Source organism: Pseudomonas sp. GW821-FHT09E12 (genome assembly GCF_059416085.1).
The window spans coordinates 290,391-303,520 of sequence record NZ_JBWKOM010000008.1; the positions used below are offsets into that span (position 1 = coordinate 290,391).

At 64.0% G+C, this 13,130-nt stretch carries 12 protein-coding genes; 1 reads left to right on the top strand and 11 read right to left on the bottom strand.

Features of this window, described 5'->3' with window-relative positions:
* Window positions 1-662: 662 nt before the first annotated feature.
* Window positions 663-3,866, top strand: a complete 3,204-nt coding sequence (gene rne, locus AC07PQ_RS23840) for a ribonuclease E (RefSeq protein ID WP_493185302.1) — start codon at window positions 663-665, stop codon at window positions 3,864-3,866.
* A gap of 103 nt (window positions 3,867-3,969) precedes the next feature.
* Here the strand turns inward: rne and AC07PQ_RS23845 are convergent, their stop codons facing one another.
* The 11 genes from AC07PQ_RS23845 to AC07PQ_RS23895 form a co-directional block, all read right to left on the bottom strand.
* On the bottom strand, window positions 3,970-4,563 hold the full coding sequence (locus AC07PQ_RS23845; protein ID WP_492571663.1) for a nucleotidyltransferase family protein: 594 nt from the start codon (window positions 4,561-4,563) through the stop codon (window positions 3,970-3,972).
* Entirely contained in the window at window positions 4,560-5,555 is a 996-nt protein-coding gene (locus AC07PQ_RS23850; protein WP_007931676.1) for an XdhC family protein, read from the bottom strand. The genes AC07PQ_RS23845 and AC07PQ_RS23850 overlap by 4 nt, the downstream gene beginning before the upstream one ends.
* The gene (locus tag AC07PQ_RS23855; RefSeq protein ID WP_492571664.1) at window positions 5,555-7,873 is read right to left on the bottom strand and encodes a xanthine dehydrogenase family protein molybdopterin-binding subunit; all 2,319 of its coding nucleotides are present in this window, start codon (window positions 7,871-7,873) and stop codon (window positions 5,555-5,557) included. Before AC07PQ_RS23855 ends, AC07PQ_RS23850 begins: the two co-directional genes overlap by 1 nt.
* A complete protein-coding gene (locus AC07PQ_RS23860; protein WP_007931672.1) occupies window positions 7,870-8,340 on the bottom strand; it encodes a (2Fe-2S)-binding protein in 471 nt (156 codons plus the stop codon). Before AC07PQ_RS23860 ends, AC07PQ_RS23855 begins: the two co-directional genes overlap by 4 nt.
* A gap of 248 nt (window positions 8,341-8,588) precedes the next feature.
* Complete coding sequence (gene murB, locus AC07PQ_RS23865; RefSeq protein ID WP_493185303.1) at window positions 8,589-9,608, bottom strand: UDP-N-acetylmuramate dehydrogenase; 1,020 nt, start codon at window positions 9,606-9,608, stop codon at window positions 8,589-8,591.
* Window positions 9,605-10,069: a low molecular weight protein-tyrosine-phosphatase gene (locus tag AC07PQ_RS23870; protein WP_007931667.1), complete on the bottom strand. Its 465-nt coding sequence runs from the start codon at window positions 10,067-10,069 to the stop codon at window positions 9,605-9,607. The genes murB and AC07PQ_RS23870 overlap by 4 nt, the downstream gene beginning before the upstream one ends.
* Window positions 10,069-10,833 carry a 3-deoxy-manno-octulosonate cytidylyltransferase gene (kdsB, locus tag AC07PQ_RS23875; protein WP_007931665.1) on the bottom strand — a complete coding sequence of 255 codons (765 nt, stop codon included), beginning with the start codon at window positions 10,831-10,833 and terminating at the stop codon, window positions 10,069-10,071. The genes AC07PQ_RS23870 and kdsB overlap by 1 nt, the downstream gene beginning before the upstream one ends.
* Window positions 10,830-11,015 (bottom strand): Trm112 family protein, encoded by a 186-nt coding sequence (locus tag AC07PQ_RS23880; protein ID WP_007931663.1) that lies wholly within the window; start codon window positions 11,013-11,015, stop codon window positions 10,830-10,832. The genes kdsB and AC07PQ_RS23880 overlap by 4 nt, the downstream gene beginning before the upstream one ends.
* A gap of 22 nt (window positions 11,016-11,037) precedes the next feature.
* Entirely contained in the window at window positions 11,038-12,048 is a 1,011-nt protein-coding gene (gene lpxK / locus AC07PQ_RS23885; RefSeq protein ID WP_101337221.1) for a tetraacyldisaccharide 4'-kinase, read from the bottom strand.
* On the bottom strand, window positions 12,048-12,476 hold the full coding sequence (locus AC07PQ_RS23890) for an ExbD/TolR family protein (RefSeq protein WP_007931660.1): 429 nt from the start codon (window positions 12,474-12,476) through the stop codon (window positions 12,048-12,050). Before AC07PQ_RS23890 ends, lpxK begins: the two co-directional genes overlap by 1 nt.
* Window positions 12,473-13,108: a MotA/TolQ/ExbB proton channel family protein gene (locus AC07PQ_RS23895; protein WP_173679740.1), complete on the bottom strand. Its 636-nt coding sequence runs from the start codon at window positions 13,106-13,108 to the stop codon at window positions 12,473-12,475. The genes AC07PQ_RS23890 and AC07PQ_RS23895 overlap by 4 nt, the downstream gene beginning before the upstream one ends.
* Between the last annotated feature and the right edge of the window lie 22 nt (window positions 13,109-13,130).

Here is a 13,130-nt window from a genome sequence, read left to right on the forward strand (position 1 = left end):
TAGTCGCGAACGCCGCCAAAAGCGGCCTGGACAGCGGACCAACGGCCAACAGCCGGCCCTGACCAACGCAATTCACCAGGATGCGAGGCCGTCCTACGGGGCTTTCGCTACGAACGGTGGAGTTTTGCAGTTGTAACAAGCGCAGGTGACATGAGGCCTGAAGCACGCCGAAAAGCAGAGTTTCCACTCGCCTTTCGAGCAAATATTCACGGCCAGTTCACAAAGTGCAGTCAGCTACGAACGAACCCGAGCGAGCGCTTCGGAAACACCGCCTAAATTAGCCATGATGCGTGAGCTCCCCTTTCGGAGCTCACGGTAAATGCCAACCCGCTGCGGATTCTGCGCGCGGCAGCACCCGAATTATCAGGGATACGTGTAGGGTGGAGATGCACAACCGTCGGACTGTGTAGCATTAGGCTTTATCAAGACGCTTCATCTCGTCCACAGTCGCCGGTTGATTCCTCCTCCTGATTGAGCTTTTGCTTAAGAGGTGCCTTTTGTCACCCCAGCAAGCAGGACGCGTGAGTCGCGAGTTCGCCCCAACTGGTCGGATTTCGCTAGACACTGGAGCGGCCAACCGCTCCTGACGCACCTGACACCGACCGTGAGAAGTCGTGTGTGCCGAACGCCGTTTCCGGCAGCCCGGAAACCGACGGTACTACATGAAAAGAATGCTGATTAACGCAACTCAACCCGAAGAGTTGCGTGTTGCACTGGTAGATGGCCAACGCCTCTACGACCTGGACATCGAATCCGGTGCACGCGAGCAGAAGAAGGCCAACATCTATAAAGGCCGTATCACTCGCATCGAACCAAGCCTCGAGGCTGCCTTTGTCGATTTCGGCTCTGAGCGCCACGGCTTCCTGCCCCTCAAAGAAATCTCCCGCGAATACTTCAAGAAAGCTCCCGAAGGCCGCGTCAATATCAAGGACGTCCTGAGCGAAGGCCAGGAAGTCATCGTTCAGGTCGAAAAAGAAGAACGTGGCAACAAGGGCGCAGCCCTGACCACCTTCATCAGCCTGGCCGGTCGTTACCTGGTGCTGATGCCGAACAACCCGCGTGCCGGTGGCATCTCCCGTCGCATCGAAGGCGAAGAGCGCAACGAACTGCGCGAAGCCTTGAACGGCCTGGTCGCCCCTGCCGACATGGGCCTGATCGTCCGCACTGCCGGCCTGGGCCGCAGCAGCGAAGAAATGCAGTGGGACCTCGACTACCTGCTGCAACTCTGGACCGCCATCAAAGAAGCCTCGCTGGACCGCGCAGCGCCTTTCCTGATCTACCAGGAAAGCAACGTGATCATCCGCGCCATCCGCGACTACCTGCGCCAGGACATCGGCGAAGTGCTGATCGACAGCGTTGAAGCCCAGGACGAAGCCCTGACCTTCATCCGCCAGGTGATGCCGCAGTACGCCAGCAAGATCAAGCTGTACGAAGACAGCGTTCCGCTGTTCAACCGTTTCCAGATCGAAAGCCAGATCGAAACCGCCTTCCAGCGCGTCGTCGAACTGCCTTCCGGCGGCTCCATCGTTATCGATCCGACCGAAGCCCTGGTGTCCATCGACATCAACTCGGCGCGCGCCACCAAAGGCAGCGACATCGAGGAAACCGCCCTGCAGACCAACCTGGAAGCAGCGGAAGAAATCGCTCGCCAGCTGCGCCTGCGTGACATCGGCGGCCTGATCGTCATCGACTTCATCGACATGACCCCGGCCAAGAACCAGCGCGCCGTGGAAGAGAAAGTCCGTGAATGCCTGGAAGCCGACCGCGCTCGCGTCCAGGTCGGTCGTATCTCGCGCTTCGGCCTGCTGGAAATGTCCCGCCAGCGCCTGCGTCCATCCCTCGGCGAAAGCAGCGGCATCGTCTGCCCACGCTGCAACGGCACCGGCATCATCCGCGACGTCGAATCGCTGTCGCTGGCGATCCTGCGCCTGATCGAAGAAGAAGCCCTGAAAGACCGCACCGCCGAAGTTCGCGCCCAAGTGCCGATTCCGGTCGCGGCCTTCCTGCTCAACGAAAAACGCAACTCGATCACCAAGATCGAACTGCGCACCCGTGCTCGTATCGTCATTCTGCCGAACGACCATCTCGAAACGCCGCACTTCGAAGTCCAGCGTCTGCGTGATGACAGCCCGGAAGCCGGCATCAACCAGTCCAGCTACGAAATCGCCGCTGCCGCTGCCGAAGCCGAAGAAGTCCAGCCAGCCGCCGCGACCCGCACCCTGGTTCGCCAGGAAGCCGCCGTCAAGACCGCTCCAGCCCGCGCCAACGCACCGGTTCCAACCGAAGTGGCCGCCGCCCCGGTTGCCGCTCCGGCCGCCGTTGCCGAGCCAAGCCTGTTCAAAGGCCTGGTGAAATCCCTGGTCAGCCTGTTCGCCACCAAGGAAGAGCCAGCCGCTCCGGTCGTGGTTGAAAAGCCGGCCACCGAGCGTCCTGCGCGCAACGAAGAACGCCGCAACGGTCGTCAGCAGAGCCGCAATCGCAACGGTCGCCGCGACGAAGAGCGCAAGCCACGCGAAGAACGCGCCCCTCGTGAAGAGCGCGCACCGCGCGAAGCCCGCGAAGAGCGTCAGCCACGCGAAGTCCGCGAGGCTCGCGAGGAAGTCCAGGCCACCGCTCGCGAAGAGCGCGCGCCACGTCCGCCACGGGAAGAGCGTCAACCACGCCCACCACGTGAAGACCGCAAGCCACGCGGCGAACGCGAAGAACGCGTGCGTGAACTGCGCGAACCGCTGGACGCTGCTCCTGCCGCTGCCGCTGCCGCCGAAGAGCGTCCGGCTCGTCAGCCACGCGAAGAGCGTCAACCGCGCCCACCGCGTGAAGAGCGCCAACCTCGCGCCGAACAGGCCGCTGCCGTAGCTGAAGAAGAGCTGCTGCCGAACGAAGAGCAACTGCAGGAAGACGGTCAGGAGAACGCCGAGGGCGATCGTCCGCGCCGCCGCTCCCGTGGCCAGCGTCGTCGCAGCAACCGTCGTGAGCGTCAGCGTGACGCCAACGGCAATGTGATCGAAGGTTCGGAAGAAAACAGCGAAGAGCCAAGCAGCGCCGATCTGGCCGCAGGCCTGGCGGTAACCGCTGCCGTTGCCAGCACCGTGATCAGCGCCCCGGCCGAAGCCCAGGCTCACGAGCAGGCCGAACGTGCCACTGCTGCCACCCAGGAAGCCGCACCGACTGTCGAAGCACCGGTCGTCGAGGCCACCACTGCGGTAGAGATTCCAGCAGCACCTGCTGTTGAAGTCGCCCAGGTTCGTGAAGAACAGCACGAAGAACAGGCTGCGCAACCTGCAATTGTTGCAGAACAACCTGCAGTCGTTGCCGAGCCAGTGGTCGAAGCGCCAGTCGCCGAAGCACCAGCGGCAGAGCCAGCCCAGGAAGCGCCTCGTACCTTCGAGCGTGCCGCCGAGGCGATCGTTGCCGAAGCGCCTGCGCCAGTCGCAGAAGTTGTGGCTGAAGCAGTCGTGGCTGCTGAACCTGTAGTTGCCGAGCCTGTGGCTGCCGCACCGGCAGCGCCGGTCGAGACACCTGCCGCCGAAGTGGCTGCACCGGTTGTCGAGGCCGCCCCGGCCAGCGCCCTGACCAGCACCGGTCGCGCGCCAAACGACCCGCGTGAAGTGCGTCGTCGCAAGCGCGAAGCCGAGCGTCTGCAGAAGGAAGCCGAACTGGCTGCCGCTGAAGCTCCGGTAGAAGCCGTAGTGGCCGCCGAGCCTGCGCCGGTGGTTGCCGAGGCGGTCGAGGTAGCTCCTGCTGCCGAACTGGCCATCGAGCAACCTGCGCCTGCCGCCGACGAAGCCCCGCGCTCCGTCGAAGAAGTGGTAGAGCACAAGCCCAAGGCCCAGGAAGAAGAGCACGAGCCTAAACCCCTCGTCTGATTCCTAGCCCGATAAAAAGCCCCGCCTGGTCACCCAGGCGGGGCTTTTTCATGCCTGCAATTCTTCGATCAACATCTTCGCCGCGAAAGCGAGCCCAGCGATCTCAACCGCTAAAAACCAACGCCTGCGGCGTATCCACATCCCACAACACGCCTGCATCCGTCAGTTCCACCTCGACGACCTGCCCCACGGCAAACAGCGGCCTGGCTCCTCGATCCCCGGTCAGGCCCTGCAACGCCTGCCCAAAGGCCGCGCCAAAAGCCACCGGGTGACCATAGGTCCCCTTATAAACAGGCACCCGGATCATTTGCTCGCTCAGCCCTTGCAGCACGCTCTCGATACTCGACGGCAGGATAAAGGGCATGTCCCCCAGCACCACCAGCCAGCCACTGGCATCGGCACAGGCTGCGACGGCGGCCGCGAGGCTGTCGCCCATGCCCGGCGAATCCAGAAGCACCACCTGGCAGCCATAGGCTTCAGCCAAGGCAATCACCTCGGTACGGTCCGGCGTTGTCACCAGGACTCTACGGGTCAGCAGTTCGGGCAAACTCCTCAGGACCTGCTCGACTACCGGCCTGATCACCGCGTCTCGTCCCAGGCATGGAGCCAGCAACTTGTCTTGCCCGCCCCCCGCCGCCTGCCGATAACGGCTGCCCTGCCCCGCGGCCAGGATGACCGCGCACAGCGACTCGCTCACGCGCTCACCTGCGCAGTGACTTGAGGCGGCTTTTTCTGCAACAGGTCGATGCCGTTCTTGATGGCGACGATCTCCGACATCACCGACAGGGCAATCTCCGCCGGTGTATGGCTGCCGATATGCAGGCCGATGGGCCCGTGCAGGCGTTCGATGGCCTGCGGCTCCAGCCCCAGCTGGGTCAGATTCTCCCGACGCTTCTGACTGTTGACCCGAGAGCCCAGCGCCCCGACGTAAAACGCCCGGGAATTGAGCGCGGTCAACAGCGCCATGTCATCCAGCCGGGGGTCATGGGTCAGCGCGACAATGGCTGTACGCTCGTCGGTCTCGATATTCAGCACCGCATCGTCCGGCATTCCCGGCACAAAACGCCCGTGCTGCTCTTCCCAGCCGTAGACAAACTCCTTGCGCGGATCGCAGATCAGTACTTCGAAGTCCAGCAGCCGCGCCATTTCTGCCACATACCGCGACAACTGCCCGGCGCCGATCAGCAACAGCCGCCAGCGCGGGCCATAGATCGCCCGCAGGGTGGTGTCATCGAAGCTCAGCACGTCGGTCTTGCTGGCCGGCTTTAGCAGCACTTCACCGCTGCTCAGGTTCAACTCCCGGGCGACGATTTCATGCGCCTCGCAACGAGCCAGCAGTTCCGCGACCCAGCCCGGATCGCCAACCCGCTCCTCGGTCAGGCGCAAGGTGCCGCCGCACGGCAGGCCAAAACGCGCGGCCTCCTCGCGGCTCACGCCATAGGTCACCAGTTGCACCGGCGGCCCGTCCAGAGGCAGGCGGCCATCGTGCAAACGGGCGATCAGGTCGTCCTCGATGCAACCGCCCGAGACCGAGCCGATCACCATGCCGTCTTCGCGCAAAGCCAGCATGGCCCCCGGTGGCCGCGGCGCGCTACCCCAGGTCTGGACCACGCTGTACAAGGTCACGCGCTGCCCCGCGCGACGCCATTCCAGCACGCTGCGCAGGACATTCAGATCAACGCTGTCCATCAGGCCTTGCCCGCCTGTTGCCAGCCCTGCAGTTGGTAACGCACTGGCAGGTTGCGAATGCGCTTGCCGGTGGCGGCAAAGATCGCGTTACACAGGGCCGGCGCGATCGGCGGCACGCCCGGCTCACCGACACCGCCCAGCGGCACATCGCCTGGTGGCGTCACCAGGTGCACGGCGACTTCCTTCGGCGCCAGGGACATGCGCGCTACTTCATACATATGGAAGTTGTCCTGCTGGACCTTGCCGTCCTTGAAGCTGATCTCGCCCACCACCGCATTGCCCAGGCCCATCACACAGGCGCCCTCGAACTGCGAGCGGATACGCTCGGGATTGATCTGCGGACCGCAGTCCACGGCGATATCGGCCTTGTGCACGATCAAGGTGCCATCATCCTTGACCTCGACCTCGATCACCGCCGCCACGTAAGTGACGAAGCTGTAATGCACCGCCAGCCCCAGGCCGCGGCCCTTGGGCAGGCTGCGGCCCCAGCCCGCCGCCTTGGCCGCGGTCTCCAGCACGCCACGCATACGGGCGGTGTCGATCGGGTAACGCTCCGGCGACTCACCGTAGTTCCACTCTTCGCTCAAGGTCCGTGGATCGATCCGGCGATCCGGCCCGAGCAGTTTGAGCTGGTACTTCAACGGGTCCTGGCCCGCCTTATGGGCCAGTTCGTCGACAAAGCTCTGGATGGCGAAACCGTGGGGGATGTTCGACACCGAGCGATACCAGCCAACCCGGGTATGCGCAGCGGCCTCGGGGTTTTCCAGGCGCACGTTGGGAATCGCATAGGCCAGGTTGGTAAAGCCCATGCCCAGTTCGAAGGCGGCCTCATGGTTCATGCCCGGGGCGAACAGCGCGGTGATGCTCGGCGCCACGGTGCGGTGCAGCCAGCCGGACGGCATGCCGTCCTTGTTCAGGCTGGCCTTGAGGTATTCCGCCGACACGGTGTGGAAGTAGGAGTTGTGAATGTCGTCTTCGCGGGTCCATTGCACCCGCACGGCCTTGCCCGGCACTTCCTTGGCGAGAATCGCCGCCTCGAGAATGAAGTCGGGCTTGGATTTACGCCCGAAGCCACCGCCGAGCAAGGTGATGTTGACCGTCACCTTGTCGAAGGGAATGCCCAGGCGCTCGGCAATACGTTCGCGGGTCACCTGTGGCGCCTGGCTCGGAGCCCAGGCTTCGCACTGGCCGTCCTTGAAGCGCGCCACGGCGACCATCGGTTCCATCGGCGCCTGCGCCAGGTGCGGCAGGTAGTAGGAGGCCTCCAGGCTGCTGTCGGCGCTGCCCATGGCGTCGTCGATATTGCCGGTGCTGCGTACTACCTTGCCGGGCTTGAGCGCCGCGGCTTCCAGTTCCTTGCGGTAGGCAATCGAGTCGTAGCCGGCGTTGACGCCATCGTCCCACTCGATCTTCAACGCATCGCGGCCCTTGATCGCCGCCCAGGTATTGCTGGCGATCACCGCCACACCACCCAGCGGCTGAAACTCGGAAGGCAGCGGGCGACTGTCGATCTGCACCACCTTGATCACGCCCGGCACCTTCAGCGCCGCGCTGCCATCGAAGGATTTGACCTTGCCGCCATAGACCCGTGGGCGCGCAACCGTCGCGAAGAGCATGCCGTCGAAATGCACGTCGGCGCCGTAGACCGCCTGACCATTGACGATGTCCGCACCGTCGATGGCGCGGGTGCCCTCCTTGCCGATGTAGCGGAATTCGCTGGGTTGCTTCAGACGCAGGCTGTCGCGGGCCGGCACCGCCAGGGCGCTCGCCGCGGCGGCCAGGGCACCATAGCCCAGTTCACGGCCGCTCGGCTGGTGGACCACTTTATGCAACTGCGCCCGGCACTCGGCCAGCGGGACTTTCCACTGCTCGGCCGCCGCCTGCTCGAGCATGGTCCGCGCCGCCGCACCGCAGCGCCGCATCGGCTCGTACCAATGGCGCATGCTGCGCGAACCGTCGGTGTCCTGGTTACCGAACAGCGCCTCGTCGCCCGGCGCCTGCCTGACCTTCACCAAGGCCCAGTCGGCCTCCAGTTCGTCAGCGACCACCATGCTCAGGCTGGTACGCACGCCCTGGCCCATTTCCGAACGGTTGCAGAGCACGGTCACACTGCCATCGGCGGCGATGCTCACGTACACCTTGGGGTCATCGACCCAACCGTTGGGCATGCCGTCGGCACCGAACTTCTTCTCTTCGGCGAAAGCGTCCTGCCAGCCCCAGCTGGCCGCCAGTACCAGTGCGCCGGTAGCTCCGACGCCTTTGAGAAAACCGCGGCGGCTGAGGTTGCTCAGGGCAAAATCATTCGGCAGCTGGCTCATGCCTTGGCCTCCTTCAGGTGGGTGGAGGCCTGGCGGATCGCCGTCTTGATCCGGTTGTAGGTGCCACAGCGGCAGATGTTGCCAACCATGGCGGCCTCGATCTGTTCGTCGCTGGGGTTGGGGTTGACCTTGAGCAAGGCAGTGGCCGACATGATCTGCCCGCCCTGGCAGTAGCCGCACTGGGCCACCGCGCTGTCCAGCCAGGCCTGCTGCACGACTTTGCCGACCGGGTCGCTGTGCAGGTTGTCGATGGTGCTGACATTCTGCCCGACCACCGAGCCGATCGGCGTGATGCAACTGCGCGCCGGGGAGCCGTCGATATGGATGGTGCATGCGCCGCACAGGCCCATGCCGCAACCGAACTTGGTGCCGTTGTAGCCCGCCACGTCGCGGATAGCCCAGAGCAGCGGCATGTCCTCGGTGACATCCAGTGGGTGATCTTGACCGTTGAGTTTCAGGGTAATCATGGGCACGCCCGCATATTTTCCGTTTATGGGGTCGAGCAATCTGCCGTTGAGTACAACGACTTGCAGGAGCAGATCGACTCAGGCTAATGGGCTCTCTTATGAAGACGGGGAGTCTTCACCGGGCCTTTGGGGGTACAAATAGTTGCATTGTTAGCAGGCTAAGTTAAGCCGCAATTAACAAAAAAGCCTTGCAGGGTGTGAACCCGTGCAAGGCTTTGCTGGCGCGTCTTGAGCTTAGCTCAACAGGCTCAATAGAGATTGGGCTCCATCTCCAGCTGAACATGGAAGCGCTCGGCAATATCCTGCTGGATCCTTCGTGCCAGGCTTAACAACTGCAAGCCCGTGGCACCGCCATAGTTGACCAGCACCAGCGACTGCAAACGATGCACCCCGGCATCGCCATCGCGGAAGCCCTTCCAGCCCGCCTGTTCGATCAACCAGCCAGCGGCCAGCTTCACCTGCCCGTCCGCCTGTGGATAACCTACCAGCCCCGCATGCCGCTGCCTGATCTCGGCCGCCAGCGCAGCGGACACCACCGGGTTCTTGAAGAAACTGCCGGCATTGCCCAGTACCGCCGGGTCCGGCAGTTTTTCGCTGCGGATGCTGCAAATGGCGCGACTGACATCGCTGGCCGTCGGCTGCTCGATGCCCTGCTCGCTCAAGCGCTGGCGCACCGGGCCATATTCCAGATGCAGATGCTCGCTGCGGGCCAGGGCAAAACGCACCCGCAGAATCAGCCAGCGGCCGGCCTCTTGCTTGAACAGGCTGTCGCGGTAGGCGAACTGACATTCTTCCAGGCTGAAATCGCGCAACTCACCGCTCTGCCGATCCAGTGCGGTGAGGCCGGCGAACACATCCTTGATCTCGACTCCGTAGGCACCGATGTTCTGCATCGGTGCGGCGCCCACAGTCCCCGGAATCAGGCTGAGGTTTTCCAGGCCGGACAAGCCCTGTTGCAAGGTCCACTGCACGAAGGGATGCCAGGTTTCACCCGCTTCGGCTTCGACTACTACCTGCTGGCCATCGTCGCTCAGCAGACGAATACCGCGGGTACTCATGCGCAAGACCAGCGCTGGAATATCCGCGGTCAGCAGCAGGTTGCTGCCGCCGCCAATCACCAGTAGCGGCAGTCGATACTGCGCCGAACAGGCCAGCGCCTCACGCACGTCGGCGTCGCTGTGGGCCTCGGCGAACAGCTGCGCGCGCACATCGACGCCGAAGGTGTTGAAAGGCTTGAGGGAAACCTGGGACTGCAGATGCAAGCTCATAGCCGCCCCTTCAGCTCGATCACCAGCCGGTCGCTGGCGTACTCGATCAGGTCCAGCACCTGCTCGAAACCTTGCTCACCGTCGTAGTAAGGATCCGGTACCTCGTCCACCGCCGCCTCGTAGCGGCGCAGGAACAGGTCCAGCTCGGCCTTGCCCTGGGCCGGCTGCAGCGCCTTGAGGTTGCGCAGGTTGCTCTCGTCCATGGCCAGGATCAGGTCGTAGCGAGCAAAGTCCGCGCTGCTGACTTGCTGCGCGCGCTGGGCCGACAGGTCGTAGCCGCGCAACAGCGCCGCGCGCTGGCTGCGCTTGTCCGGCGCCTTGCCGATGTGCCATTCGCCGGTCCCCGCGGACGCGACTTCGACCCGGTCGGCCAGCCCCGCTTCACGTAACTTGTGGCGCAGTACGCCCTCCGCCGTCGGCGAGCGGCAGATATTGCCCAGGCAGACAAACAAAACCCGCATCAGGCCTCCAGCAGGCGACGAACGCGCTCAAGGTCTTCGGCGGTATCGACACCACCAGGCGGCGCTTCCAGGGCATCGGCGACATGGATACGCACGCCGTGCCACAAGGCCCGCAACTGCTCCAGCGACTCGGTGTTCTCCAGCCAGCACGGCCCCCAGCTGACGAAGTCATGCAGGAAGCCGGCGCGGTAGGCATAGATGCCGATATGGCGGCGATAAGGCACGCCTTCCGGTAGCAGGTCGCGATTCTTCGCAAAGGCGTCGCGCGCCCACGGCAAGGTGGCGCGGCTGAAGGTCAGCGCCAGACCATTGATGTCGCTGACCACCTTGACCACGTTCGGGTTGAACAGGGTCTCGACGTCTTCGATCGGCTCGGCCAGGGTGGCCATGCTCGCTTCGGTGTGGGCGGCCAGGTTGGCGGCCACCTGGTCGATCACCGCCGGCGGGATCAACGGCTCGTCGCCCTGGACATTGACCACGATGGCGTCCGCGGCCAGGCCCAGCTGGCTGGCGACTTCCGCCAGGCGATCGGTCCCGGAGTTGTGGTCCTCGCGGGTCAACACCGCTTCGGCGCCGAAGCCCTGGCAGGCTTCGACGATTCGCGCGTCGTCAGTCGCTACCACCACACGCTGGGCGGCGCTCTTGCAGGCCTGTTCCCAGACGTGCTGGATCATCGGCTTGCCGGCGATCATCTGCAGCGGTTTACCCGGCAGGCGGGTGGAGGCGAATCGGGCTGGAATGACAACGGTAAAGGCTGTGGTCATTTATCCAGGCGCTCGTCGGTGCTGAGGGTGCGGGCTTCGCTTTCCAGCATGACCGGGATGCCATCACGAATCGGATAGGCCAGGCCGGCGCCCTTGCTGATCAGCTCGGTCTTGTCGGCGCTGAGCTTGAGCGGTCCCTTGCAGATCGGGCAAGCGAGGATATCGAGCAATTTGGTGTCCATGAGAATTCCCTGGATAGAAGCGTTAAGGCAGAAGACGAGCGGGCAACAGGCGCATCAGCTGCGTATCGAACCAGGCCACGAAGGCCGGGGATGGCACAGCATCCACCGCCAGGTACCACCAGTCGGGAGCCGCGAAGGCACGGCACTTCACCGCATCCTTTTCAGTCATGACCAGCGGTAACGACGGAGTGAAACTCAGCGCCTGCGCGCTGTATTCGGCGTGGTCGGCGAAAGCATGCGGGACAGGCTGCCAGTGTAGCGTTTCAAGGGTAGTGAAGAAACGTTGCGGATTGCCGATACCGGCTACCGCATGCAATGCCTGCCCCGGCGCGAAGTGCTCAAGCCCGCGGCGCTCGCCGCTTTGCAGATTGACCAGGGCGGTGGGCACCAGGCGAAAGGCGAAGCCGTCCTCGCGATCGTCGCTGGCGCCGTTGTAGAGCACTGCGTCGACGCTTTGCAGGCGCTCGACCGGCTCGCGCAGCGGCCCGGCCGGCAGGCAACGCCGATTGCCCAGCCCGCGCGCGGCGTCGATCAGCACCAGTTCGAGGTCGCGGGCCATGCGGTAATGCTGCATGCCGTCGTCGGAGAGAATCAGGTCCAGCGGTTCTGCGGCCAGCAGGGCCCGCACGGCGCGACTGCGATCGGGGTCGATCATCAGCGGCACGCCGCTGCGCTGGACGATCAGTAAAGGCTCGTCGCCGGCGACTGCGGCGCTCTGCTCGGCGGCGACCCGCCATGGCCACTGCGGCGGCTTGGCGCCGTAACCACGGCTGACCACGCCGACCCGCAGCCCGCTGCGCTGGCAATGCTCGATCAACCACAGGATCAGCGGCGTCTTGCCGGTACCGCCCACGGTGATATTGCCGACCACCACCAGCGGCACCGGCGGCTGGTAAACATTGCCCTCACCGGCCAGGAAGCGTTCGCGCTTGCGCACCACCACCCGGCGATAGAGCCACTCCAGGGGCTGCAGCAGTTTCAGCGCGGGATGGCCGTTGTACCAGGCAGCGAGCAAGCGATCGGACATGGCCATCAGGGTGCTGGCGCCGCCTCGACGGTGGTCATGCGCAGATGGCTGAAACCGAGCTTGCCGGCGGCGTCCATCGCGGTAATGACGGCCTGGTGCTGGGCCTTGCCGTCGGCACTGATGGACAGCGGCAGGTTGGTGTCGCCCGCCGACTCCTTCTGCAAGGCTTCGATCAGGCTGGCCAGGTCGCTCTTGGGCAGCACCTGGTTGTTCACCGAAAACACCCCGTCGGCGCTGATGGCGATATCCAGTTGTTTGGTCTGCTGGTCTTCGGCCGGCGAGCCGCTGACGGCCTCCGGCAACTCGACGCGCAACTGGGTTTCCCGGGTAAAGGTGGTGGTCACGACGAAAAACAGCAGCAGGATAAACACCACGTCGATCAACGACGCGAGGTTGATATCGATGGTTTCCCGTGGCTTGCGGCGGAATTTCACGCTTTGCCCTCGGCCAGATCGACGTCGCGGTCACCCTGCACCACTTCGACCAGTTTGATGGCTTCCTGCTCCATGCCAACCACCAGCTCATCGACCCGGCGTTGCAGGAAACGGTGGAAGAACACTGCCGGAATACCGACCATCAGGCCGGACGCGGTGGTGATCAACGCCTTGGAAATACCACCGGCCAGCACCGCGGCATTGGTGGTCATCCCCGAGCCCATGAACGAGCTGAAAATATCGATCATGCCCAGCACCGTACCCAGCAAGCCCAGCAGCGGGGCCATGGCGGCGATGGTGCCGAGGGCATTGAGGTAGCGCTCCAGTTCGTGGATGACCCGGGCGGCGGCTTCCTCGATGCACTCTTTCATGACCTCGCGGCCATGCTTGGAGTTGGCCAGACCGGCAGCCAGGATCTCGCCCAGGGGCGAATGGGCGCGCAGTTCCTTGAGCTTGTCCTTGTTCAGCTGTTTGTCCTTGATCCAGCGCCACACCTGGCCCAGCAGATGAGGCGGGGTGACGCGGCTGGCCCGCAGGGTCCACAGACGCTCGGCAATGATGCCGACCGCGACAATGGAACTCAGAATGATCGGCAACATCATCCAGCCGCCGGATTTGACCAATTCCCACACAGTGACAGTCCCCTCGAAAAAG